The following is a 23,816-nucleotide window of genomic DNA, read 5'->3' as shown; positions in this document are numbered from 1 at the left end:
CAGCCATAATTCTGAAAACACGAAGGGCATCGCGTGACAACGCGGTGCCCTTCGTGTATCGGGCATTCACGGCAATTTACGAGGAGCCAAGATGTCTTTAGAGCCTGTCTATAAACGCGTTCTGCTCAAGGCTTCCGGCGAAGCGCTCATGGGTGCCCAGGGTTTCGGGATCGATGTCGCGGTGGCGGACCGCATTGCATCCGATATCGCCGACGCAAGGCATATGGGCGTGGAAGTCGGCGTCGTCGTCGGTGGCGGCAATATTTTCCGCGGCGTCGCGGTGGCATCCAAGGGTGGCGACCGAGTGACCGGCGACCATATGGGCATGCTCGGCACCATCATCAACGCGCTGGCGCTGGCGACCTCGCTGCGCAAGCTCAACATCGACACGGTGGTACTTTCGGCCATCTCCATGCCGGAGATCTGCGAGAGCTTTTCGCAGCGTGCGACCCTCTATCATCTATCGATGGGACGCGTGGTGATCTTTGCCGGCGGCACCGGCAACCCCTTCTTCACCACCGATTCTGCCGCCGCGCTGCGCGCTGCCGAAATGGGTGCGCAAGCGATCTTCAAGGGAACGCAGGTCGACGGCATCTATACCGCCGATCCAAAGAAATATCCCGACGCGACCCGCTTCGACCGGCTGACGCACCAGGAAGTACTGGACAGGGGGCTTGCGGTGATGGACGTTGCCGCCGTGGCGCTCGCCAGGGAGAATTCCATTCCGATCATCGTCTTCTCGATCCACGAGAAGGGCGGTTTTACCGAAATCTTGGCGGGCGGTGGCCTCAAGACCATCGTCTCCGACAACTGATACATGCTGCGCCTTTTGGGGTGCAGGTCTCGCTAGAACATGATGATGTCGGCCCCGGTTGGCCTCAGATCTGAATTATGTTCTATATTAGATAGTTAGAGCAGGATGTCGTCACCGCTGACACATTTGGGCATCATGCTTTCGACGGGAGCATCGACATGAGTGAAGGTATCGATATCAAGGAACTGAAGCGCCGCATGGATGGCGCAGTTTCCGCATTCAAGAGCGACATCGCATCGCTGCGCACCGGCCGTGCCTCGGCCAACATCCTCGATCCGGTGACGATCGAGGCCTATGGTTCGCGCGTGCCGCTGAACCAGGTCGCCAACATCACCGTGCCCGAGCCGCGCATGCTGACTGTTTCCGTCTGGGACAAGTCGATGGTCAGCGCCGTCGAGCGCGGCATCCGCGAATCCAACCTCGGCCTCAACCCGATCGTCGACGGCCAGAGCCTGCGCATCCCGCTGCCGGAGTTGAACGAGGAGCGTCGCAAATCGCTCGTCAAGGTGGCTCACGACTATGCCGAAAAGAGCAAAGTCGCGATTCGCCATGTCCGCCGCGACGGCATGGACGGTCTCAAGAAAGCCGAAAAGGATGGCGTAATCGGCCAGGACGAGAGCCGTGCACAGTCGGAACGTGTACAGAAGATGACGGACGAGACGATTTCCGAAATCGACCGCTTGCTTGGCGAGAAGGAAAAGGAAATCATGCAGGTCTAGTGGATCTGTGCCTTTGCCTGGAAAGACCGGACGGGAAATGTCGGAATCTGTATTTTTGACTGTGCCAGAGCATGTTGCCATCATCATGGATGGCAATGGCCGCTGGGCCAAGCAGCGTGGCCTGCCGCGCACGATGGGCCATCGCAAGGGCGTCGAGGCTGTGCGCGAGACAGTGCGCGCCGCCGGCGCGACCGGCATAAAATATTTGACCCTGTTTGCCTTCTCCTCGGAGAACTGGCGCCGGCCCGAAGCCGAAGTCTCCGATCTGCTGGGTCTGCTCAAGGCTTTCATCCGCCGTGACCTGGCCGAGCTTCACCGCCAGAATGTGCGCATCAGGGTGATCGGCGATCGCCACAGCCTGCGCAGCGATATCCTCGGCCTGCTGCTCGAGGCGGAGGAGACGACCAAGGACAATACGGCGCTGACGCTGGTCATCGCCTTCAATTACGGCTCGCGCGATGAAATTTCCCGCGCCGTGGCGAGCCTGGCCAAGGACGTCGAGGCCGGTCGCCTGAGGGCGCAGGACATCACGCCCGCGCTGATCGATGCCCGTCTCGACACGGCGGGTATCCCCGATCCGGATCTCATCATCCGCACCAGCGGCGAGGAGCGGCTTTCCAATTTCCTGCTGTGGCAGGCCGCCTATTCGGAATTCATCTTCGTTCCGGAATATTGGCCGGATTTCAGCGCTGAAATCTTCCGGTCGGCGCTTGAAAAATTCGCCTCCCGTGACCGGCGCTTCGGCGGCCTGTCGTCGCAGGCAGCCGCGGTTGGCACCTGATGCAGCAGGAACTGAAACTGCGCATCGCTTCAGGGCTGATTCTCGCAGTCATCGTTCTTGCCGCCACCTGGTATGGCGGCCTTGCCTTCCGCATCCTGGCGGCCGCGATCGGCCTGCTGATCTATTATGAATGGTCGAAAATATCAGGCGTCGCGCGTGACTGGGTCGCCAACGTCGTCGGCTGGATCGGCGAGGCGGCGATCGCTTTCCTGGTGCTCGTCGGCAATTTCGAATTCGCCGCCGGCATGCTGGCCGGTGTCACCGCCGTCGGCATTGCCCTGATCATCCTGCACGGCACGAGCCGCTGGCTCCCGGCGGGCCTGTTTTATGCCGGCGCCACCGGCGTGGTGCTCGCCGGGATCAGAGGCGACGATCGGCTGGGCCTTTATGCCATGCTCTTCGTCTTTGCCGTCGTCTGGGCAACCGATATCCTCGCTTATTTCGTCGGCAGGGCTCTTCGCGGACCGAAGCTTGCCCCGTCGATCTCGCCCGGAAAGACGTGGTCCGGCGCCATCGGCGGCGCCGTTTCGGCAGTCGCAGCCGGCGTGGTCCTCATGCATTTTCTTCTGCCGGGCGCGGAAGTTGCCGCCGCCGTCGTGGCGCTCGTTCTGTCGGTTTGCAGTCAGGCCGGCGACCTGTTCGAATCTTTCATCAAGCGAAAATTCGGGGTCAAGGATTCAAGCCACCTCATCCCGGGTCATGGCGGCGTCATGGATCGTGTCGACGGACTGATTTTCGCCTGTTTTTCGGCGTTCTTGCTTGCTGGGCTTTTTTCCCTGATAAAGGGGGGCGGGATGACGTCGCTCGGCGCGGCATTGTTCGGCCTTTGATGACGCGGCAGCCTGACGGAAGGAACTCATGGACGTGATGACAGGCCTATATGCATTTGTGATGGGGAACATCGTCACCTTCATCCTGGTGCTCTCGCTGCTCGTCTTTGTTCATGAGATGGGCCATTACCTCGTCGGGCGCTGGAGCGGCATCCGCATTCTTGCCTTTTCGGTCGGCTTCGGCCCGGAGATATTCGGCTTCACCGACCGCCATGGCACGCGCTGGAAGCTCTCGGTGATCCCGCTTGGCGGTTACGTCCGATTCTTCGGCGACGAGGATGTTTCGAGCAAGCCGGACAGCGACAGGCTTGCCGCCATGTCGGAGGAGGACAGGGAGCGCTCCTTTGCGGGAGCCAAGCTTTGGAAACGGGCGGCGACCGTTGCGGCAGGTCCGATCGCCAATTTCCTGTTGGCGATTGTGATCTTCGCTGTTCTCTTCACCGTCTATGGCCGCATGATCGCTGACCCGGTCGTTGCCGAGGTCAAGCCGGAGAGCTCGGCCGCCGTCGCCGGGATTCTTCCCGGCGATCTCTTGATTGCCATCGACGGCGACAAGGTCGAGACCTTCGATGAGGTGCGCCGCTATGTCGCCATGCGTCCGAGCCAAAGGATCGTCGTCACGATCGAGCGCGGCGGCCAAAAGCTCGATGTGCCGATGGTGCCGCAACGCACCGACACGACCGACCAGTTCGGCAATAAGATTGAACTCGGCCAGATCGGCATCATCACCAACAAGGAGGCCGGTAATTTCCGCCTGCGGACCTACGCCCCGCTTGAGGCGGTGCGGGAAGGGGTGATCGAAAGCGCAGGCATCGTCACCGGCACCTTCAAATATATCGGAAATATCTTCGCGGGATCGATGCGGGCCGATCAATTGGGCGGTCCGATCCGTGTGGCGCAAGCTTCCGGACAGATGGCAAGCCTTGGTCTCGGCGCGGTGCTGCAGCTTGCTGCGACACTTTCAGTTTCGATAGGATTGCTTAACCTGATGCCGGTTCCGGTACTTGATGGCGGCCACCTGATGTTCTATGCGGTGGAGGCGGTGAGGGGCAGACCCCTGGGCTCCAAGGCTCAGGAAGTTGCGTTTCGCATCGGCTTGGCAATGATACTGACATTGATGGTTTTTACGACCTGGAACGACATAAGCCTGAGTTCAGGGTAAACGCGCAAGGTAAGGGAATTACTATTTATTTACGATGTTTCAAGGCTGTAGTGGCGAATGGGTCACGCTTCGAAATGAAGTAAACAGAAATTAACGCCCTCCCTTGCTTGTATGTCAAAAGCGGGTAAAACGACACACGTGACCGGAATCGGGTTCTCCCGGGGACGGGGACGAGGGAAAAAAGGTAATAGGTGAAATGAAGGCTGGTTCAAAGTTTTTGAACGCAGTATCGGCGGTTGCGCTGTCTGCTAGTATTGTTGCTTCGGGCGCAGGCGCTTTGACGTTCGTTTCCGCTACGGCCGCCGAGGCCGCGGTTATCCAGCGCATCGATGTGCGCGGCGCCAGCCGCGTCGGCGCGGAAGCTGTCCGGTCGAACCTGACCATCACGCCCGGCAAGAGTTTTTCGAACACTGACATCGATGACTCGGTCAAGCAGCTCTACGGCACCGGTTACTTCTCCGACGTCAAGATTTCGGTCTCCGGCGGCACGCTTGTCGTCAATGTCCAGGAGGCCCAGCTCGTTAATCAGGTTGTCTTCAACGGCAACCGCAAGATCAAGGACGACAAGCTCGCGACGATCGTGCAGACCCATGCTGCCGGTCCTTACAGCGACACTCAGATCCAGTCCGACATCCAGGCGATCAAGGATGCCTACGCCGCCACCGGCCGCAGCGAAGTCGAAGTGACGACGCAGGTGGTGCCGCTCGGCGAAGGTCGCGTCAATCTCGCCTTCGTCATCAACGAAGGCGATCGCACCAAGATCGATTCGATCAATTTCGTCGGCAACAATGCCTACAGCGCCGGCCGTCTGGCTGCCGTCATCAATACCAAGCGTTCGAACTTCCTTTCGTTCCTGACCCGCAAGGACGTCTATAACGAAGACAAGCTTCACGCCGACGAAGAAGCGCTGCGCCAGTTCTATTACAACCGCGGCTATGCCGATATGCGCATCGTCTCTTCCGATGCGAGCTTCGACGAGGCAACCAACAAGTACACGCTCACCTTCAATATCGAGGAAGGTCAGCGTTACGACTTCGGACCGGTGACCGTCCAGTCGACCGTCGAAGGCGTCGGCTCGGATCAGCTTCTGCCGCTGGTGCGTACGAAGGAAGGCCAGGTCTACAGCGCCAAGGAGGTGCAGAAGTCGATCGAGGCGATCTCAGATCAGGTGGCCTCTGCCGGTTATCCCTTTGCGCGCGTCACGCCGCGCGGTAACCGCGACCTCAACAACAATACGATCGGTGTCGAATATCTGGTCGACCAGGGCGAGCGCGCCTATGTCGAGCGCATCGAAATCCGCGGCAACAGCCGCACGCGCGATTACGTCATCCGCCGCGAATTCGACATGAGCGAAGGCGACGCCTTCAATCAGCAGATGATCACCAAGGCCAAGCGCCGCCTCGAAGCGCTCGGCTATTTCTCCTCCGTCAATATCTCCACCCAGCCGGGCAGCTCGCCGGATCGCGTCGTGGTGGTCGTCGATGTGCAGGATCAGTCCACCGGTTCGTTCGGCGTCGGTGCGGGTTATGCCGCCGGCGGTGACGGCCTGCTGCTCGAAGCGTCGATCGAAGAGAAGAACTTCCTCGGTCGCGGCCAGTACATCCGCATCTCGGCCGGCGGCGGTCAGGAAGGTTCGCGCGCCTACGGCGTCAGCTTCACCGAGCCCTATTTCCTCGGCTATCGTCTGGCGGCGGGCTTCGACGTCAACCACAGCGAGACGTCGAGCAATGACAACTACGATTACGAGGAAACCAGCGTCGTCCTGCGCGTCACCGCGCCGATCACCGAGGATCTGGCGACGACCTTCCGTTATAACTACAAGCAGATGAAGTATGACGCTGATAACAGCGATCTTTCCGATCTGTCGGCTCCGTATCAGCACCTCGTCGAGGACAGCCCGTGGACGCGGTCTTCCATCTCGCAGACGCTGACCTACAACACGCTCGACGACACTGTCTTGCCGCGCGAAGGCATCTACGCGACGGCGACGCAGGAAATTGCCGGTCTCGGCGGCGACTCGCAGTTCTACAAGATCTACGGCAAGGCCCGTTACTACCACCTGCTCGCTGACGATGCCGATATCATCGGCTCGGTTTCGGCCTCGGCTGGTTACGTCGTCGGCTTCGGCGAGCACCTGAACGTCTTCGACCAGTTCACGCTGACCAACAGCGACATTCGCGGTTTCGAAAACAAGGGCATCGGCCCGCGCGTTGCCGGCACCAACGACGATCCGCTGGGCGGTACGACGTATTTCACGGCGTCGGCCGAAGCAACCTTCCCGATGCCGGGCTTCCCGCGTGACTTCAATCTGCGCGGCGCGGTCTTCGCCGACGCGGGCACGTTGTTCGGCAACGACGTCGACCTCAGGGGTGACGGCATCGAAGGCGAAGACGCCTCGCTGCGTGCTTCCGTCGGTGTCGGCGTCGTCTGGCAGTCTCCTTTCGGTTCGTTGCGTCTGGATTACGCAATTCCGGTCCTCAAGGAAGACTTCGACAAGACGCAGAACTTCAAGTTTGGCATCAACAACCAATTCTGATATCGGCAGTCCGGAACTGTAAGACTCAATTCCGTTCTGGAGCATTGCCGATGGAGCAAAACGTTTTTTTTCTGCCCCATGAAGGTCTGAAGCTCGCTGAGCTGGCAGAGTTTCTTGGGGCGGAACTCGCCAATACCGATCATGCCGACATCATCGTCCGCTCCGTCGCTCCCATCAACCGGGCGCGGGCGGGCGACGTCTGTTATATCCTGTCGCGCCGCAGCCGGGATGAGCTGCTGACCTGCCAGGCCTCGGCGGTGATCTGCGACAAGGCGCTCGCCGACCTCGTACCTCAGCATATCCCGATCATCCTGTCGTCCAATCCGCATGCGGCTTTCGCCATGGCAGGCGGCCTGTTCTACCCGGCAGCACTGCGTCCGGTCACCATTTCGCCGGGTGACAGTGAGATCGCCCCGAGCGCGGTGATCGATCCGAGCGCCAAGCTGGAAAAGGGCGTGATCGTCGAGCCGCTGGCGGTTATCGGCGCGCATGCCGAGATCGGCGAGGGCACCCGCATCGGCGCGCACAGCATCATCGGCCCAGGCGTCAAGATCGGCCGGGATTGTTCGATTGCAGCCGGCGCCAGCATTCTCTGCGCGCTGATCGGCAACGGCGTCATCATCCACAACGGCGTTCGCATCGGCCAGGATGGTTTCGGCTATGCGCCCGGTCCGCGCGGCATGATCAAGATCGTCCAGATCGGCCGGGTGATCATCCAGGATAATGTCGAGATCGGCGCCAATACCACGATCGACCGCGGCGCCATGGACGATACGGTGATCGGCGAGGGCACCAAGATCGACAACCAGGTCCAGATCGGCCACAACGTCCAGATGGGCCGTCATTGCGCCATTGTCGCACAGGTCGGCATCGCCGGCAGCACGAAGATCGGCAACGGTGTGCAGATCGGCGGCCAGGCCGGCATCAAGGGCCATGTGACGATCGGCGACGGCGTGCAGATCGCCGCCAAAAGCGGTATCATGACCGATCTTGCCGCTGGCGGGCAATATGGCGGCATACCGGCTCGTCCGCTGAAAGACTATCTGAGAGAGGCGGCGCAACAAGTGTCGAAGTCCAAGTTGCGCGGGCGGAACCCTGGAGGCAAGGAAAATGACTGAGGAAGCCACGACGACGCTTTCTTCGGCTGACATCATCGAGATCATGAAGCTGTTGCCGCATCGCTATCCGTTTCTGATGGTCGACAAGATCATCGAGATCGATGGCGACAACGCGGCGATCGGCATCAAGAATGTCACGGTGAACGAGCCGCATTTCACCGGCCATTTTCCGGAATCACCGATCATGCCGGGTGTGCTGCTGATCGAGGGCATGGCGCAGACAGCGGGGGCGATTTGCGCCAAGAAGGAAGGCCAGCCGGGCAACCTTGTCTACTTCATGACCATTGAGAATGCGCGTTTCCGCAAGCCGGTTGTGCCCGGCGATCGCGTCGAATTCCACGTCAAGAAGCACAAGCAGCGCGGCAATATCTGGAAATTTCACTGCGACGCCAAGGTGGACGGCGCGCTCGTCGCCGAGGCCGATATCGGCGCGATGATCGTTCGTAAGGATCAGGCATGAGCACGATTGCCGAAAGCGCCCGCATTCACCCGATGGCTGTCGTCGAAGACGGAGCCACGATCGGTGAGGGCGTGAAGATCGGTCCCTTCTGCCATGTCGGGCCGCACGTCGTCCTGCACGACAATGTCGAGCTCCTGACCCATGCGATCGTCACCGGCCGGACCGTGATCGGCAAGGGCACGCGCATCTTTCCGATGGCAGTCGTCGGCGGCGATCCGCAGAGCGTGCATCACGCCGGTGAAGAGACGACGCTTTCGGTCGGCGCCAACTGCACGATCCGTGAAGGCGTGACGATGAACACCGGCACCGCCGATTTCGGCGGCCAGACGATCGTCGGCGACAACAATCTGTTCCTGGCCAATTCGCATGTGGCGCATGACTGCCGCGTCGGCAACCACGTGATCATGTCGAACAACGTCATGCTCGCCGGCCACGTCGTCATCGAGGATCGCGTCATTCTCGGCGGCGGCTCGGCCGTTCATCAGTTCACCCGCGTCGGCCGCCAGGCCTTCGTCGGCGGCCTGTCGGCAGTCAGTTACGACGTCATTCCCTACGGCATGCTGAACGGCAATCCCGGTCTGCTGGGCGGTCTCAATGTCGTCGGCATGACGCGCGCCGGCATCGACCGCGCCGTCATCCACAGGGTGCGCCGCGCCTACAAGGCAATCTTCGAGGGAACGGCCTCCGTGCGCGAGAACGCCGCGGCCATCCGCGAGGAATATGCCGATTGCGCAGAGGTGATGCAGATCCTGGATTTCATCGCCGCCGATAGCGACCGCGCCCTGTCCTCGCCGACCCGAGGTCAGAAGGGCTAGCCCGTGGCTTTATCAGGCGACACCGCGGCGGGCCGGCTGGCGATCATCGCCGGCGGCGGCCTTCTGCCTTCCTATGTCGCGGAAGCCGCACGCGCCGCTGGCGAAAATCCTGTTATCGTCGCCCTGAAGGACGAAAGCGACCGGCGTTGGGAAGGCTACGACCACGCCATTATCGGCATCGGCGATTTCGCCGCCCTCGATAGTCTTCTCAACCGTTATAGCATCGGCCGCGTGGTGATGTCTGGCAGCGTGCGCCGCCGGCCGGAATGGCGCGAGGTGCGCCCGACGCTGCGCATTCTGATGAAGGTGCCGGCCGCGATCCGCACCCTGCTCTCCGGCGGCGACGATACGGTCCTGCAGATGGTGATCCGGCTGATCGAGGGAAACGGCCGGCGCGTCGTCGGCGCCCATGAGATCGCCCCCGACCTGCTGGCTTCCGTCGGTCCGCTTGGCGCCGTGGCACCCGGTGATGAAGATCGGCGCGATATCAGCCGTGCTGCCGAAGCCGCCGAGACGCTCGGCCGGCTGGATGTCGGGCAGGGCGCCGTCAGCATCGGCGGGCGGGTTGTCGCGCTGGAAGGCCTTGAGGGCACCGATGACATGCTTGATCGTGTCGCCGGTCTCAGAGCCGCCGGGCGAATTTCGACGCGCCGCCGCGGCGTGCTCGTCAAGCTCTGCAAGCCGCAGCAGGATATTCGCGCCGACCTGCCGGCGATCGGCGTTTCCACGGTGCTGAACGCCGGTAAAGCCGGCCTTGCCGGTATCGCCGTTGAAGCCGGCCGCTCGCTGGTGCTCGATCGTGCTGCCGTCATCCGCGCCGCCGACGAGGCGGGGCTTTTCGTCTGCGGCATCGATCGCGGCCTGCCGGAATGGGGGCTGGAATGACCGGCGCGCCGCTGAAGATTGCCGTCATTGCCGGTGAGGTGTCGGGCGATCTCCTCGGCGCCGATCTCATCGCCGCGCTGAAGCGCATCCATGACGGACCGGTGGAACTAGTCGGCGTCGGCGGGGAGGGACTGCAGGCGGAGGGCCTGCGATCCCTGTTCGATTTTTCCGAACTGTCGATCATGGGCATCACCCAGGTACTGAGCCGGCTGCCGAAGCTGTTTGGCCTGATCCGCCGGACAACGGCGGAGATCATCGCCGCAGGGCCTGACATTCTGCTCATCATCGACAGCCCGGATTTCACCCATCGCGTGGCAAAGCGCGTCCGCACGGCGCTGCCGGACTTGCCGGTCGTCGATTATGTCTGTCCGAGCGTCTGGGCCTGGAAGGAATATCGCGCCGAGCGCATGCTTGCCTATGTCGATCACGTGCTCGCCGTTCTGCCTTTCGAACCGGCGACGATGCAGCGCCTCAACGGCCCGGCAACGACCTATGTGGGGCATCGCCTGACCGCCGACGCTGCGCTCCTGGAGACCCGACGCCTGCGCGCCGGAAGACGGCCAGGCAGCGGCACAATCCTGCTTCTGCCCGGCTCGCGCTCCTCGGAAATCCAGAAGCTCCTGCCGCATTTCGAGGTGGCGGTGAGCGAACTTGTCGCCCGCAATGGGCCGATGCGCTTTGTCCTGCCCACGATGAGACACAAGGAAGGACTTGTGCGCGAATTGACGGCGAAATGGGCAGTAACGCCGGAGATCGTTGTCGGCGCAGAAGCAAAGTGGAAGGCTTTCGTCGAGGCCGATGCGGCGATGGCGGCATCCGGAACCGTTATTCTCGAGCTGGCGCTTGCCGACGTTCCCGTCGTCTCAGCCTACAAGGTCGACTGGATCATGCGGTTGCTGACATCGGGCATCAAGACCTGGACAGGAGCGCTGCCGAACCTGATCGCCGATTACGCGGTCGTGCCGGAATATCTGAACGATGTCGTTCGCGGGGCAAGCCTCGCACGCTGGATGGAAAGGCTGTCGGCCGACACTCTCCAACTCAAGGCGATGAAGGAAGGCTATGAGCTGATCTGGCAGCGCATGCAGACCGAAAAGCCGCCCGGCGAACACGCTGCCGAAGTCCTTCTCGAGGTGCTGAAAAAGAAAAAACCCGGTCGTTTCTGACCGGGTTTTCTTTTGAGTTCAAAAGCGATCAGCGCTTCGAAACCGGAATGTAGTCGCGCTTCGGTTCGCCGACATAGAGCTGGCGCGGACGGCCGATGCGCTGTTCCGGATCCTCGATCATCTCGTTCCACTGCGCGATCCAGCCGACGGTGCGGGCAAGCGCGAAGAGCACGGTGAACATGGTCGTGGGGAAGCCCAGCGCCTTCAGCGTGATGCCGGAATAGAAGTCGATGTTCGGATAGAGCTTCTTCTCGATGAAATATTCGTCGGTGAGCGCGATGCGCTCCAGCTCCATCGCCACTTCGAGCAGCGGATCGTCCTTGATGCCGAGTTCGCCGAGCACTTCATGCGTCGTCTTCTGCATGATCTTGGCGCGCGGATCGTAGTTCTTGTAGACGCGGTGGCCGAAGCCCATCAGGCGGAACGGATCGTTCTTGTCCTTGGCGCGGGCGATATATTCCGGAATATGATCGACGGTGCCGATCTCGTTCAGCATGTTGAGTGCTGCTTCGTTGGCGCCGCCATGCGCGGGGCCCCACAGGCAGGCGATGCCGGCAGCGATGCAGGCAAAGGGGTTGGCGCCCGACGAACCGGCGAGACGGACGGTCGAGGTCGAGGCGTTCTGCTCGTGATCGGCATGCAGGATGAAGATGCGGTCCATGGCGCGGGCAAGCACCGGGTTGACCACATATTCCTCGCACGGAACGGCAAAGCACATGCGCAGGAAGTTCGACGCATAGTCGAGGTCGTTCTTCGGGTAAACGAAGGGCTGGCCGATATGGTACTTATAGGCCATGGCGGCAAGCGTCGGCATCTTGGCGATCATGCGCAGGCTGGCGACCATGCGCTGGTGCGGATCGGTGATGTCGGTCGAGTCGTGATAGAAGGCCGACAGTGCGCCGACGCAGCCGCACATGACGGCCATCGGATGCGCATCGCGGCGGAAGCCGGTGAAGAAGCGGCTCATCTGCTCATGCACCATGGTGTGATGCGTGACCCGATAGTCGAAGTCCTTCTTCTGCGCTGCCGTCGGCAGTTCGCCGTAAAGCAGGAGGTAGCAGACCTCGAGGAAGTCGCCATGTTCGGCGAGCTGCTCGATCGGATAGCCGCGGTGCAGCAGCACACCTTCGTCGCCATCGATATAGGTGATTTTCGATTCACAGGATGCGGTCGAGGTGAAGCCCGGATCGTAGGTGAAGGAAGCGGTGTTCTTGTAGAGAGCACCGATATCGATGACGCTTGGACCGATCGTGCCGCTTTTGACGGCGAGGTCGACTGATTTATCACCGATTTTTATTGTTGCGCTTTGATCCGTCATGCTGATCCTCCGAAATGTCGGCGGCGCCACAAAAGCGCCATAGGGGTTAAGCGTCCTTTGCGATAGCTATATGATCGCGAGGCTAATGCCAAGTTACCGTGACGCCATTTTGTGCATTGCGGCATCACCTTTTAGGCACTGCAGCGATGAGCGGCACGCATATCAGAAGCCGATGATTCAACTGATCTTTTCGCGCTCGCAATTTTCGCCCGTATTTCAATCGATTATTCTTGCCGGATGAGATTAGAGGTTGCATTCTGGACCAAGGGCAAGGTCATTTTGGGCGGCGCATGCAGAAATTGACGACAGTCGAATTGCGGCCGCAAGCAGGCGTCGGCCTTGCCGATCCTGTCGCGTTTCCGGCTCCTGCCGTGGGATCGCGGCCGGCAACAACGCAGTCTGCGATGCCATTGCACCACCGGCTGACGACCGCGGTCGCACAATTGCTGCGCGCTGGCGGCCGTTTGCTCAGCGAGGAGGCCGATCACGGCCGCCTGCTCCTGTTCTCGCCGGTCTTCCTCGGCGCCGGGGCGGCATACTGGTTTCTTGCTGCAACGGATTTTCCGCTCCTTCCATCGTTGCTCTGCCTGTCGGTGCTGATGCTTGCGGTGCTCGTCGCCGGCCGCAGCCGGCCGGCCTTGCGGGCAACCCTTATGGCGCTTGCCCTCGTGGTATGCGGCATGCTCTGCGCGCAGCTCGAAAGCTGGCGGGCCTCGACTGTCATCCTCGATTCATCCGTGACGACGACGGTGACGGGCCGGGTCGAGCGGCGCGAAGGCGATGATCGCGGGCGGTGGCGCTATGTCCTTGCTGTCACCGGCACCGAGGCTCCGCAGGTGAAGCGGCCGCCGAGGCGCATAACCGTGATCGCCCGCGGCGCCGATGCGCCTTTCGAGATCGGTGACATCATCACCGGTCGAGCACGGTTGACGCCGCCGGCGGGGCCGGCGCTTCCCGCCCTCAACGACTTTTCCTTCGGTGCCTATTTCGATGGTATCGGCGCCAACGGTTTCTTCTACGGTGCGCCTGAGAAAGTCGATTCGCAGACAGGCCCGCAGCCTGCGAGATCGACGTCCGAAGCTCTGCTCGAATGGCTATACCAGTTGCGCAGCGGCATCGGCGATCGCATACGCTCGATTCTGCCCGGCGATACGGGCGCTTTTGCCGCTGCTCTGGTGACCGACGAGCGGCGCGCCATCTCGAAGGAGACCACGGAGGCGCTGCGCCAGTCCGGCCTTGCGCATATCGTGGCGATCTCGGGCCTTAACATGGCGTTGTCAGCCGGCATCTTCTTCGTCGGTTTCCGAATGCTGCTCAGCCTCGTTCCGGGTGTCGCTCAAGCTTATCCGACAAAGAAGATCGCCGCTGCCGGCGCACTCGTCGCCGTCACAGCCTACTTCCTGATCTCGGGATTCGGGGTTTCGGCCGAACGCGCCTTCATCATGATGGCGATCATGCTGATTGCCGTCTTCTTCGACCGGCCGTCGATCAGCCTGCGCAATGTCGTTCTCTCGGCGCTCATCATCATCGCCATTTCACCCTCCGAAGTCTTGGGTCCGAGCTTCCAGATGTCCTTCGCCGCGACTTTGGCACTGGTATCGGGCTATCAGCTGTGGAAGGACCGGCGCGTCCGGGAGAACGCGTTGCTCAAGCTGCCGGTCCTGCGGCCGGTCGTGGCGGTCGCCGGTTTCTTCGGCGGCGTCTTCCTGACCTCGCTGATCGGCGGCTTTTCCACGGCGCTGTTTGCGGTCGAGCATTTTCATCGCCTGACCGCTTATGGCCTGCCGGCGAACCTTGCGACGATGCCGATCATTTCCTTCATCGTCATGCCGGCCGGACTGCTGGCGATGTTGCTCATGCCGTTCGGTCTGGACGCTCCGCTCTGGAAGGTGGTCGGCTTCGGCCTCGATCTGGTGATTGCGGTCGCCAAGACGGTGTCCGGCTGGGGCGGCGATATCGGCCTCGGCCGCTTGCCCGCCTGGTATTTCGCCGTCGCCGTGGCAGGTTTTCTTCTGCTGACGCTGCTTCGCACCCGCTTGCGCCATGTCGGCACATCGATCATCGCGGTCTCGACGCTCAGCCTGTTGCTTTTACCGGTTCCCCGGCCGCCGGATCTGGTGATTTCGGAGGATGGCAGTCTCGTCGCAGTCGTCGAGGCGGCAGCAATGGCTTCCAACCGTGAAAGGCCGCCGGACTTCATCTTCGACCAGTGGCAGAGAGCCCTGGTCCTGCCGAGGCACGATCCGCCGAGGATGCTGGATGGTCCTGCCATCCCGCCTGAGGGAGAAGACCGCCGCGTTAGGCTTTCTCGCGATCAGCAGAACGAAGCAAGGAGCGCGATGCGGGCGGCCGCAGCGGGCGCTGACGCAAACCGCTTTTCCTGCGTCAAGAAGGCCTGGTGCACATCAAGGCTTGGCAATGGTCAGGTGGTAACCGTCATCGAGAATGCCGCCTATCTCGGCCCGGCATGCGACGCGGCCAATATCGTCGTGACGTCGGTCCGCCTTCGCTTCAACAGCTGCCGCTCAGGCGCGACGCTCTTCACCGGTGAGACGCTGCGCAGAACCGGTTCCATCGAGTTGCGCTTCACGGACGCCGGCCTCGAGGTCGCAACCGCATTCGATGCATTGTCGCGGCCATGGATGCGGCATCGCGCCTATGACTGGCGCAGCAATAGTTTTACCGAAACGGGCCTGGCCAATGTCAGTGATAGCGGCGAATGAGACCGACGAGTTTGCCCTGAACCTTGACACGGTCCGGCCCGAAAATCCGGGTCTCGTAAGCCGGGTTGGCGGCCTCCAGCGCGATCGAGGCGCCCTTGCGGCGGAAGCGCTTCAGTGTCGCTTCCTCGTCGTCGACGAGAGCAACGACGATGTCGCCGGGACTTGCGGTGCTGCCGTTGCGGATGATCACGGTGTCGCCGTCGAAGATGCCGGCCTCGATCATCGAATCGCCTTTGACCTCCAGCGCATAATGTTCACCGGAACCGAGCATGTCGGCCGGAACGACGATGTCGTGGGTGTTGTTTTGGATCGCCGAGATCGGAACACCGGCAGCGATTCGGCCCATGACAGGCACGGAGACCGAGTTGCCGTTGTCGGCGACGGGTTTTGCGGGAGCAGGGGCGGCGACCGGCTGTGGCTTGCCGAGGCTGCCCTCGATGACGCTCGGTGAAAAGCCGCGCCGGGGCTGGATGCTGGGGCTGTAGGCCTCCGGAAGCTTGATGACCTCGAGCGCGCGGGCCCGGTTCGGTAGGCGGCGAATGAAGCCACGCTCCTCCAGCGCCGTAATTAGGCGATGAATTCCGGATTTCGAGGCGAGGTCCAGCGCATCCTTCATTTCATCGAAAGAGGGCGGAACGCCGGATTCCTTCATGCGCTCATGAATGAAAAGGAGAAGCTCCTGTTGTTTGCGCGTGAGCATCGACGTTGTGACCTCGTGATTGAAACAAATCCAGAACAGACACTATATGTTCCATATGTGTTCCGCAAGTAGCTAAATTTCCGTAAAACTTCGCGCCAACTCGTCGAGATTTTTATTTTCATTCGCCGGATTGGCGCACATGTCTTGCATTGGGGGTGGTGCTGTCGCACATCTCTGGCGTGTCAGGAGGGATATCATGATCGCACATTCCGCCAAACCGCACCCGCTGGATCATGTCGTACTGCCCGTCGTCAATATCGACCTGGCGCGCGAAAGGCTCGGCAAGCTCGGCTTTACCGTCGCCGCCGATGCGCGCCATCCGTTCGGAACGGAAAATGCCTGCGTTTTTTTCGCCGACAAGACCTATATCGAGCCGCTCGGCGTGGCGAGTGTCGAGGAGAGCGAGACAGCGGCCCGCCAGGGCAATGTCTTCATCGCCCGCAATCGCGCCTTCCGTTTCCGCTGCGGCGAGGAGGGACTTTCGGCGTTGGCCTTCCTCACCGAGGATGCCGGCTTCGATCATCGGCGATTCGTGGGCAACGGCGTGAGTGCCGGCGAGATGTTGCAGTTCAGCCGGCCGATGCGTATGCCGGACGGTTCGGAAAGCGTCGGCAGCTTCAAACTGGCGTTTTCAGGAGATCTGCGCGCGCCCGACTTGTTTCTCTTCACCTGTCAGCGCATCAATTCGTTCCCGGCCGGTCGTGCCGCCCTGGAGACGCATGCCAATGGCGTGACCGGCATTGCCGAGATCGCGCTTTGTTCGCCGGAGCCGGCTGCGTTTGCCGCCTTCGTTGGTCTTGCAGTCGGGCAGACGGTGGTGGAGAAAACCGGTTTCGGCATGAAGATTGCGGCATCCAATGCCAAGATCAGCCTGATGACGCCGGAAGGGCTGGAGGCCTATTTCGAGCTTGTCGTTTCCGCCGCCGACCGTGGCCTGCGCGGTCAGGCAATCCTCTTCACCGTCACCGATCTTGCCGTGACAGAAGCGCATTTGGCTGCTAACGGAGTGACATACACACGCAAGAACAATCGCATTCTGGTGAAGCCCACGCCCGGGCAGGGCGCGCTTTTTGCCTTCGAGGAACCACGATGAGCACTGATACCAATTCCGAGGTCAAGATCGGCGAAGGCGAAGGCCAGGTCACCTTTTCCAATACCGGCCGCCTGTCGCTGATTGCCGGCCCCTGCCAGATGGAGAGCCGCGACCACGCCTTCATGGTCGCCGGCACGCTGAAGGAACTCTGCGCAAAGCTCGGCATCGGCCTCGTCTACAAGAGTTCCTTCGACAAGGCGAACCGCACCTCGCTCTCGGCCGAGCGCGGCATCGGCCTTGAAAAGGGCATGGAGGTCTTCGCCGACCTGAAGAAGGAATTCGGCTTTCCCGTCCTGACCGACGTTCACACCGCCGAGCAATGCGCCGAGGTGGCGGAGGTGATCGACGTTCTGCAGATCCCCGCCTTCCTCTGCCGCCAGACCGATCTTCTGATCGCCGCCGCTCGGACCGGCCGCGTCGTCAACGTCAAGAAAGGCCAGTTCCTCGCCCCCTGGGATATGAAGAACGTCCTGAAGAAGCTCAATGCCAGCGGCAATCCGAACGTGCTGCTGTGCGAGCGCGGCGCTTCCTTCGGCTACAATACGCTGGTTTCCGACATGCGCTCGCTGCCGATCATGGTGGCGATGGGCGCGCCCGTCATTTTCGATGCGACCCATTCCGTCGCCCAGCCGGGCGGGCAGGGCGAATCCTCGGGCGGTCAGCGCGAATTCGTTGAAACGCTGGCGCGCGCAGCCGTGGCGACGGGAATTGCCGGCGTCTTCCTCGAAACCCACCAGGACCCTGACAACGCGCCGTCCGACGGCCCGAACATGGTTTATCTCAAGGATATGCCGGGCTTGCTTGAGAAGCTGCTTGCCTTCGACGCGGTCGCCAAGGCTTGATGTTCAACAGGCTGACATGATCGTGGTTTAGGCCACGTCAGAACGCTGCTTCGCAGGCGGGAATTGCGGCATTGTAATTTGCCCGCCTTCGATTATGACAGGCTTCGAACGATTGATCACCCACCGAGCAGGAAGAACCCATGACTGCAATCACCGATATCATCGCCCGCGAGATTCTCGATAGCCGTGGCAATCCCACCGTCGAAGTCGACGTCTACCTCGAAGACGGCAGCATGGGCCGCGCGGCCGTTCCCTCTGGCGCCTCGACGGGTGCCCATGAGGCGGTCGAGCTGCGCGACGGCGGCAAGCGCTACCTCGGCAAGGGCGTCGAAAAGGCGGTCGAGGCCGCCAACACCGAGATCTTCGACGCCATCGGCGGTATCGACGCCGAAAACCAGATCCAGATCGACAACATTATGATCGAACTGGACGGCACGCCGAACAAGTCGCGTCTCGGCGCCAACGCCATCCTCGGCGTGTCGCTCGCCGTCGCCAAGGCTGCCGCCCAGGCTTCCGGCCTGCCGCTCTATCGTTATGTCGGCGGCGCTTCGGCGAGCCTGCTGCCGGTGCCGATGATGAACATCATCAACGGCGGCGCCCACGCCGACAATCCGATCGACTTCCAGGAATTCATGATCCTGCCGGTCGGCGCCGATACGATCGCCGAAGCCGTGCGCATGGGTTCGGAAGTCTTCCATACGCTGCGCAAGGAGCTTGCCGCCCAGGGCCACAACACCAATGTCGGCGATGAAGGCGGTTTCGCACCGGGCCTGAAGAGCGCCCCTGAGGCTCTCGACTTCATCATGAAGTCGATCGAGAAAGCCGGCTACAAGCCGGGCGACGACATGTGCCTCGGCCTCGACTGCGCCTCGACCGAATTCTTCAAGGACGGCAAATACGTTCTCGAAGGTGAAGGCCGCACGCTCGAATCGGGCGCCATGGCCGAATATCTGGCCGAACTCGCCGGCAAGTACCCGATCATCTCGATCGAAGACGGCATGGCCGAAGACGACTGGGACGGCTGGAAGGCGCTGACCGACCTGATCGGCAATAAGACGCAGCTCGTCGGCGACGATCTCTTCGTCACCAACTCCGCCCGCCTTCGCGACGGCATTCGCATGGGTGTCGCCAACTCGATCCTCGTCAAGGTCAACCAGATCGGTTCGCTGACGGAAACCCTCGATGCGGTCAATACGGCGCACAAGGCGGCCTACACCGCCGTCATGTCCCACCGCTCCGGCGAAACCGAGGATTCGACCATTGCCGATCTCGCGGTTGCCACCAACTGCGGCCAGATCAAGACGGGCTCGCTGTCGCGTTCCGACCGCCTTGCCAAATACAATCAGCTGATCCGCATCGAGGAAGGCCTCGGCCCGCAGGCGCAGTATGCCGGCCGCTCGATCATCCGCGGCTGATCGAATCTGAACGTCAATGGCTTAACCCGCGCCCTCCCGGCGCGGGTTTTTTATTGCTCATATTTACGGTCAACGAACGGTTAATCTCTGCGCGTTATGCTGAACGAATTGGTAATGCGTTCAAGAGCATACGTGTATGTGGACAAAGCATCATAAGAAGAGAAAGTTCGGCAGGTTCGTCATCCCGGCCATGACGGTCGCCTTCCTCTCCTATTTCGGTTATCATTGCGTTCATGGCGATTACGGCCTGCGGGCGACGGAGACGTTCGAGCGTCAGCGTGTCGCGCGCGAAAAAGAGCTTGCGGTGTTGAAGGCGAGGCGCGAACATCTTGAAGGTCAGGTCGCGCTCCTCAGTGACGGTTCGCTCGACAAGGACATGTTGGATGAAAAGGCGCGATATCAGCTGAATATGTCGCGTGCGGACGAGATCGTCATATTCAACCACTATTCCAATTAACCGGAATTCGGTTAATTCAAATTTATTTTTTATTTCCAATAGTTTAGTGTCGAATACGAGCCATGCAATTATGGCATTGCTGTGGTCAAATTTCTTCCCTATGGTACGCGCCACCGAGAAACGACAAACCCATAGGGAGGGTTGAATGGCGCCGCGAAAGACCGCGACCGTTTCCAGCCGCAAAACTGCAGCAAAACCAGCAGCCAAAGCATCGAATGGAGGCCCGGTAGCCGACTTCGATCGGGATGAGGAACTCAAGGCCTATCGCGAGATGCTACTGATCCGCCGCTTCGAGGAGAAGGCCGGTCAGCTTTACGGCATGGGCTTCATCGGCGGCTTTTGCCATCTCTACATCGGTCAGGAAGCTGTCGTCGTCGGCATGCAGATGGCGCAGAAGGAAGGCGACCAGGTCATCACCGCCTATCGCGACCACGGCCATATGCTCGCAACCGGCATGGAAGCGCGCGGCGTCATGGCCGAGCTGACCGGGCGCCGCAGCGGCTATTCCCACGGGAAGGGCGGCTCGATGCACATGTTCTCGAAAGAAAAGCATTTCTACGGCGGTCACGGCATCGTCGGCGCCCAGGTTTCGCTCGGAACCGGCCTTGCCTTTGCCAACAATTACCGCGGCAACGGCAATGTCGCGATCGCCTATTTCGGCGACGGCGCCGCCAACCAGGGCCAGGTCTACGAGAGCTTCAACATGGCCGCTCTCTGGAAGCTGCCGATCGTCTATATCGTCGAGAACAACCGCTACGCCATGGGCACGTCGACGGCCCGCGCCACCGCGCAGTCGAACTACTCGCTGCGCGGCTCCGGCTTCGGCATCCCCGGCATCCAGGTCGACGGCATGGACGTCCGCGCCGTCAAGGCGGCGGCCGACGAGGCGCTCGAACATTGCCGCTCCGGCAAGGGCCCGATCATTCTCGAAATGCTGACCTATCGTTACCGCGGCCACTCCATGTCGGACCCGGCGAAATATCGTTCCAAGGAAGAAGTGCAGAAGATGCGCTCCGAGCAGGATCCGATCGAGCAGGTCAAGGCGCGCCTCATCGAAAAGGGCTGGGCCTCGGAAGACGATCTGAAGGCGATCGACAAGGATGTCCGCGACATCGTCGCCGACAGCGCCGATTTCGCCCAGGCCGATCCGGAGCCGGATGCATCCGAGCTCTACACCGACATTCTGCTCTAATCGGGGGAGGGAACCCATGCCTATCGATATCCTCATGCCCGCCCTCTCTCCGACGATGGAAGAAGGCACGCTGTCCAAATGGCTGAAGCAGGAAGGTGACAAGGTCACCTCCGGCGACGTGATTGCTGAAATCGAAACCGACAAGGCGACGATGGAAGTCGAAGCCGTCGACGAGGGCGTCATCGGCAAGCTGCTCGTCGATGCCGGCACAGAAGGCGTCAAGGTCAACACCAAGATCGCCGTGCTGCTGCAGGATGGCGAATCGGCCGACGCGATTTCCACCGCTCCTGCTGCTGCTCAGCCGGCGCCGGTCGCTGCTCCCCAGGTTGCCCAGGAAGAAAAGCCGACCAATAGCGGTTCGGCTGCTGCTCCCGTTCCCGCAGAGCCCAAGGCTGCCGTTCCGAACGACCCGGAAATCCCTGCCGGCACCGAAATGGTGTCGATGACCGTGCGCGAAGCGCTCCGCGACGCCATGGCCGAAGAGATGCGCGCCAGTGAGGACGTCTTCGTCATGGGCGAGGAAGTCGCCGAATATCAGGGCGCCTACAAGGTCACTCAAGGCTTGCTGCAGGAATTCGGCCCCCGCCGCGTCATCGACACGCCGATCACCGAACACGGCTTTGCCGGCGTCGGCGTCGGCGCCGCCATGGCCGGCCTTCGCCCGATCGTCGAATTCATGACCTTCAACTTCGCCATGCAGGCGATCGACCACATCATCAACTCGGCTGCCAAGACGCTCTATATGTCCGGCGGCCAGATGGGCGCTCCGATCGTCTTCCGCGGCCCGAACGGTGCGGCCGCCCGCGTCGGCGCCCAGCACAGCCAGGATTACGCGGCCTGGTACAGCGCAATCCCCGGCCTGAAGGTCGTCATGCCCTACACGGCATCCGACGCCAAGGGCCTGCTGAAGGCGGCCATCCGCGATCCGAACCCGGTCATCTTCCTCGAAAATGAAATTCTCTACGGCCAGCACTTCGAGGTGCCGAAGCTCGATAATTTCGTCCTGCCGATCGGCAAGGCCCGTATCCATCGTTCGGGCAAGGACGCCACGGTCGTCTCCTTCGGCATCGGCATGACCTATGCGACGAAGGCGGTTGCCGAACTCGAAAAGATCGGCATCGACGTCGAACTGATCGACCTTCGCACCATCCGCCCGATGGACCTTCCGACGGTCATCGAATCGGTCAAGAAGACCGGCCGCCTGGTCACCGTCGAGGAAGGTTATCCGCAGTCCTCCGTCGGCACCGAAATCGCCACCCGCGTCATGCAGCAGGCCTTCGATTATCTCGATGCGCCGATCCTGACGATTGCGGGTAAGGACGTGCCGATGCCTTACGCCGCCAATCTCGAAAAGCTGGCGCTTCCGAACGTCGGCGAAGTCGTCGATGCGGTGAAGGCTGTTTGCTACAAATAAGGGGAGGGTATCTCGATGCCGATCAATATCACGATGCCCGCCCTCTCTCCGACCATGGAGGAAGGCAATCTTTCCAAGTGGCTGGTCAAGGAAGGCGACAAGGTCAAGTCAGGCGATGTGATCGCCGAGATCCAGACCGACAAGGCGACGATGGAAGTCGAAGCCGTCGATGAAGGCACGGTCGCCAAGCTCGTCGTTGCCGCCGGCACCGAAGGTGTCAAGGTCAATGCGCTGATCGCCGTTCTTGCCGCCGATGGCGAAGATGTCGCCGCTGCCGCAAGCGGCGCCGGCTCCGCCGCTCCGGCGAAGGCTGAAGCCGCTCCGGCTGCGAAGGCCGAGGCTGCACCGGCGAAGGCTGAGCCCGCTCCGGCTGCTGCGCCCGCCGCGGCAGTCTCAGCCGGCGGCAACCGCACCTTTTCTTCGCCGCTCGCTCGCAGGCTCGCGAGGGAAGCCGGCATCGACCTTTCGGCGGTCGCCGGCTCCGGTCCGCATGGCCGTGTCGTCAAGAGCGACGTCGAAGCCGCCGTTGCCGGCGGTGGCGCCAAACCTGTCGCCGCACCGGCTGCTGCTGCTCCGCAGGCTGCCGCAGCTGCTGCGCCGGCCGCCGCAGCGCCGAAGGGCGCTTCCGATGACGCCGTGCTCAAGCTCTTCGAGCCGGGCTCCTACGAGCTCGTGCCGCATGACGGCATGCGCAAGACGATCGCCCGGCGCCTGGTCGAATCCAAGCAGACGATCCCGCATTTCTACGTCAGCGTCGATTGCGAGCTCGATGCGCTGATGGCGCTGCGCGCCCAGCTCAACGATGCGGCTCCCCGCAAGGACAACGCTCCGGCCTATAAGCTCTCGGTCAACGACATGGTCATCAAGGCCATGGCATTGGCGCTGCGCGATGTTCCGGATGCCAACGTCTCCTGGACCGACAGCAACATGGTCAAGCACAAGCACGCCGATGTCGGCGTCGCCGTCTCGATCCCCGGCGGCCTGATCACCCCGATCATCCGCAAGGCCGAGCAGAAGACGCTGTCTGTCATCTCCAACGAGATGCGCGATCTCGGCAAGCGGGCCAAGGACCGCAAGCTGAAGCCCGAGGAATATCAGGGCGGCACCAGCTCGGTCTCCAACATGGGCATGATGGGCGTCAAGAACTTTGCAGCCGTCGTCAACCCGCCGCATGCGACGATCCTCGCGGTCGGTGCCGGCGAACAGCGGGTCGTCGTCAAGAACGGCGAAATGGCCATCGCCACGGTCATGAGCGTCACGCTCTCGACCGACCATCGCTGCGTCGACGGTGCGCTCGGCGCCGAGCTGCTCCAGGCCTTCAAGGGCTACATCGAGAACCCGATGGGCATGCTCGTCTGATAGGTGGGCGGAGGCGG

At 61.6% G+C, this 23,816-nt stretch carries 21 protein-coding genes; 19 read left to right on the top strand and 2 right to left on the bottom strand.

The genetic code is table 11. The annotated features are described in order from the left end of the window. Nucleotides 1-91: 91 nt before the first annotated feature. From pyrH to lpxB, 11 genes are all read left to right on the top strand, one after another. A complete protein-coding gene (pyrH, locus tag K6M89_RS13255) occupies nucleotides 92-814 on the top strand; it encodes a UMP kinase (protein ID WP_097579171.1) in 723 nt (240 codons plus the stop codon). Between the two features lie 158 nt (nucleotides 815-972). Continuing rightward, nucleotides 973-1,533 (top strand): ribosome recycling factor, encoded by a 561-nt coding sequence (gene frr, locus K6M89_RS13250; RefSeq protein ID WP_004678618.1) that lies wholly within the window; start codon nucleotides 973-975, stop codon nucleotides 1,531-1,533. A gap of 37 nt (nucleotides 1,534-1,570) precedes the next feature. Continuing rightward, entirely contained in the window at nucleotides 1,571-2,314 is a 744-nt protein-coding gene (locus tag K6M89_RS13245; RefSeq protein ID WP_222139755.1) for an isoprenyl transferase, read from the top strand. Beyond that, nucleotides 2,314-3,144, top strand: coding sequence for a phosphatidate cytidylyltransferase (locus K6M89_RS13240; protein ID WP_097579173.1), 831 nt, complete (start codon nucleotides 2,314-2,316; stop codon nucleotides 3,142-3,144). Before K6M89_RS13245 ends, K6M89_RS13240 begins: the two co-directional genes overlap by 1 nt. Before the next feature lie 28 nt (nucleotides 3,145-3,172). After that, nucleotides 3,173-4,306 (top strand): RIP metalloprotease RseP, encoded by a 1,134-nt coding sequence (rseP, locus tag K6M89_RS13235; RefSeq protein ID WP_097579174.1) that lies wholly within the window; start codon nucleotides 3,173-3,175, stop codon nucleotides 4,304-4,306. Nucleotides 4,307-4,502: 196 nt separating this feature from the next. Then, on the top strand, nucleotides 4,503-6,842 hold the full coding sequence (gene bamA, locus K6M89_RS13230; RefSeq protein ID WP_097579175.1) for an outer membrane protein assembly factor BamA: 2,340 nt from the start codon (nucleotides 4,503-4,505) through the stop codon (nucleotides 6,840-6,842). A 50-nt stretch (nucleotides 6,843-6,892) separates the two neighbouring features. Continuing rightward, entirely contained in the window at nucleotides 6,893-7,960 is a 1,068-nt protein-coding gene (gene lpxD, locus K6M89_RS13225) for a UDP-3-O-(3-hydroxymyristoyl)glucosamine N-acyltransferase (protein ID WP_222139754.1), read from the top strand. Next, nucleotides 7,953-8,420, top strand: coding sequence for a 3-hydroxyacyl-ACP dehydratase FabZ (fabZ, locus tag K6M89_RS13220; protein WP_004678630.1), 468 nt, complete (start codon nucleotides 7,953-7,955; stop codon nucleotides 8,418-8,420). Before lpxD ends, fabZ begins: the two co-directional genes overlap by 8 nt. Beyond that, nucleotides 8,417-9,235, top strand: coding sequence for an acyl-ACP--UDP-N-acetylglucosamine O-acyltransferase (lpxA, locus tag K6M89_RS13215; protein ID WP_097579177.1), 819 nt, complete (start codon nucleotides 8,417-8,419; stop codon nucleotides 9,233-9,235). Before fabZ ends, lpxA begins: the two co-directional genes overlap by 4 nt. A 3-nt stretch (nucleotides 9,236-9,238) precedes the next feature. After that, nucleotides 9,239-10,120, top strand: a complete 882-nt coding sequence (locus K6M89_RS13210; RefSeq protein WP_222139753.1) for an LpxI family protein — start codon at nucleotides 9,239-9,241, stop codon at nucleotides 10,118-10,120. Continuing rightward, entirely contained in the window at nucleotides 10,117-11,286 is a 1,170-nt protein-coding gene (lpxB, locus tag K6M89_RS13205) for a lipid-A-disaccharide synthase (protein ID WP_222139752.1), read from the top strand. The genes K6M89_RS13210 and lpxB overlap by 4 nt, the downstream gene beginning before the upstream one ends. A gap of 28 nt (nucleotides 11,287-11,314) precedes the next feature. Here the strand turns inward: lpxB and gltA are convergent, their stop codons facing one another. Continuing rightward, nucleotides 11,315-12,604, bottom strand: coding sequence for a citrate synthase (gene gltA, locus K6M89_RS13200; RefSeq protein ID WP_008526864.1), 1,290 nt, complete (start codon nucleotides 12,602-12,604; stop codon nucleotides 11,315-11,317). Between the two features lie 290 nt (nucleotides 12,605-12,894). Here gltA and K6M89_RS13195 point away from each other — a divergent pair, with 290 nt between their 5' ends. Then, the gene (locus K6M89_RS13195) at nucleotides 12,895-15,327 is read left to right on the top strand and encodes a ComEC/Rec2 family competence protein (RefSeq protein ID WP_222139751.1); all 2,433 of its coding nucleotides are present in this window, start codon (nucleotides 12,895-12,897) and stop codon (nucleotides 15,325-15,327) included. Here the strand turns inward: K6M89_RS13195 and lexA are convergent. Then, complete coding sequence (lexA, locus tag K6M89_RS13190) at nucleotides 15,308-16,027, bottom strand: transcriptional repressor LexA (RefSeq protein WP_097579181.1); 720 nt, start codon at nucleotides 16,025-16,027, stop codon at nucleotides 15,308-15,310. The genes K6M89_RS13195 and lexA overlap by 20 nt on opposite strands. 196 nt (nucleotides 16,028-16,223) lie before the next feature. Here lexA and K6M89_RS13185 point away from each other — a divergent pair, with 196 nt between their 5' ends. The 7 genes from K6M89_RS13185 (at nucleotide 16,224) to K6M89_RS13155 (ending at nucleotide 23,799) form a co-directional block, all read left to right on the top strand. Further along, the gene (locus K6M89_RS13185; RefSeq protein WP_222139750.1) at nucleotides 16,224-17,120 is read left to right on the top strand and encodes a VOC family protein; all 897 of its coding nucleotides are present in this window, start codon (nucleotides 16,224-16,226) and stop codon (nucleotides 17,118-17,120) included. Next, a complete protein-coding gene (gene kdsA / locus K6M89_RS13180) occupies nucleotides 17,117-17,962 on the top strand; it encodes a 3-deoxy-8-phosphooctulonate synthase (protein WP_222139749.1) in 846 nt (281 codons plus the stop codon). Before K6M89_RS13185 ends, kdsA begins: the two co-directional genes overlap by 4 nt. A gap of 140 nt (nucleotides 17,963-18,102) precedes the next feature. Continuing rightward, nucleotides 18,103-19,377, top strand: coding sequence for a phosphopyruvate hydratase (gene eno, locus K6M89_RS13175; RefSeq protein WP_064683612.1), 1,275 nt, complete (start codon nucleotides 18,103-18,105; stop codon nucleotides 19,375-19,377). A 136-nt stretch (nucleotides 19,378-19,513) separates the two neighbouring features. Next, complete coding sequence (locus K6M89_RS13170) at nucleotides 19,514-19,834, top strand: FtsB family cell division protein (RefSeq protein WP_222139748.1); 321 nt, start codon at nucleotides 19,514-19,516, stop codon at nucleotides 19,832-19,834. Between the two features lie 145 nt (nucleotides 19,835-19,979). Continuing rightward, entirely contained in the window at nucleotides 19,980-21,026 is a 1,047-nt protein-coding gene (gene pdhA / locus K6M89_RS13165; RefSeq protein ID WP_183915771.1) for a pyruvate dehydrogenase (acetyl-transferring) E1 component subunit alpha, read from the top strand. A gap of 16 nt (nucleotides 21,027-21,042) precedes the next feature. Next, nucleotides 21,043-22,440 (top strand): pyruvate dehydrogenase complex E1 component subunit beta, encoded by a 1,398-nt coding sequence (locus tag K6M89_RS13160; protein ID WP_222139747.1) that lies wholly within the window; start codon nucleotides 21,043-21,045, stop codon nucleotides 22,438-22,440. Between the two features lie 15 nt (nucleotides 22,441-22,455). Beyond that, a complete protein-coding gene (locus K6M89_RS13155) occupies nucleotides 22,456-23,799 on the top strand; it encodes a pyruvate dehydrogenase complex dihydrolipoamide acetyltransferase (protein ID WP_222139746.1) in 1,344 nt (447 codons plus the stop codon). Nucleotides 23,800-23,816: the final 17 nt, after the last annotated feature.

The sequence above is a fragment of the Rhizobium croatiense genome (assembly GCF_019793465.1).
GTDB classification, from domain to species: domain Bacteria; phylum Pseudomonadota; class Alphaproteobacteria; order Rhizobiales; family Rhizobiaceae; genus Rhizobium; species Rhizobium croatiense.
The sequence above is the reverse complement of the archived record's forward strand: the minus strand, read 5'-3'. Positions and strand labels throughout refer to the sequence as shown.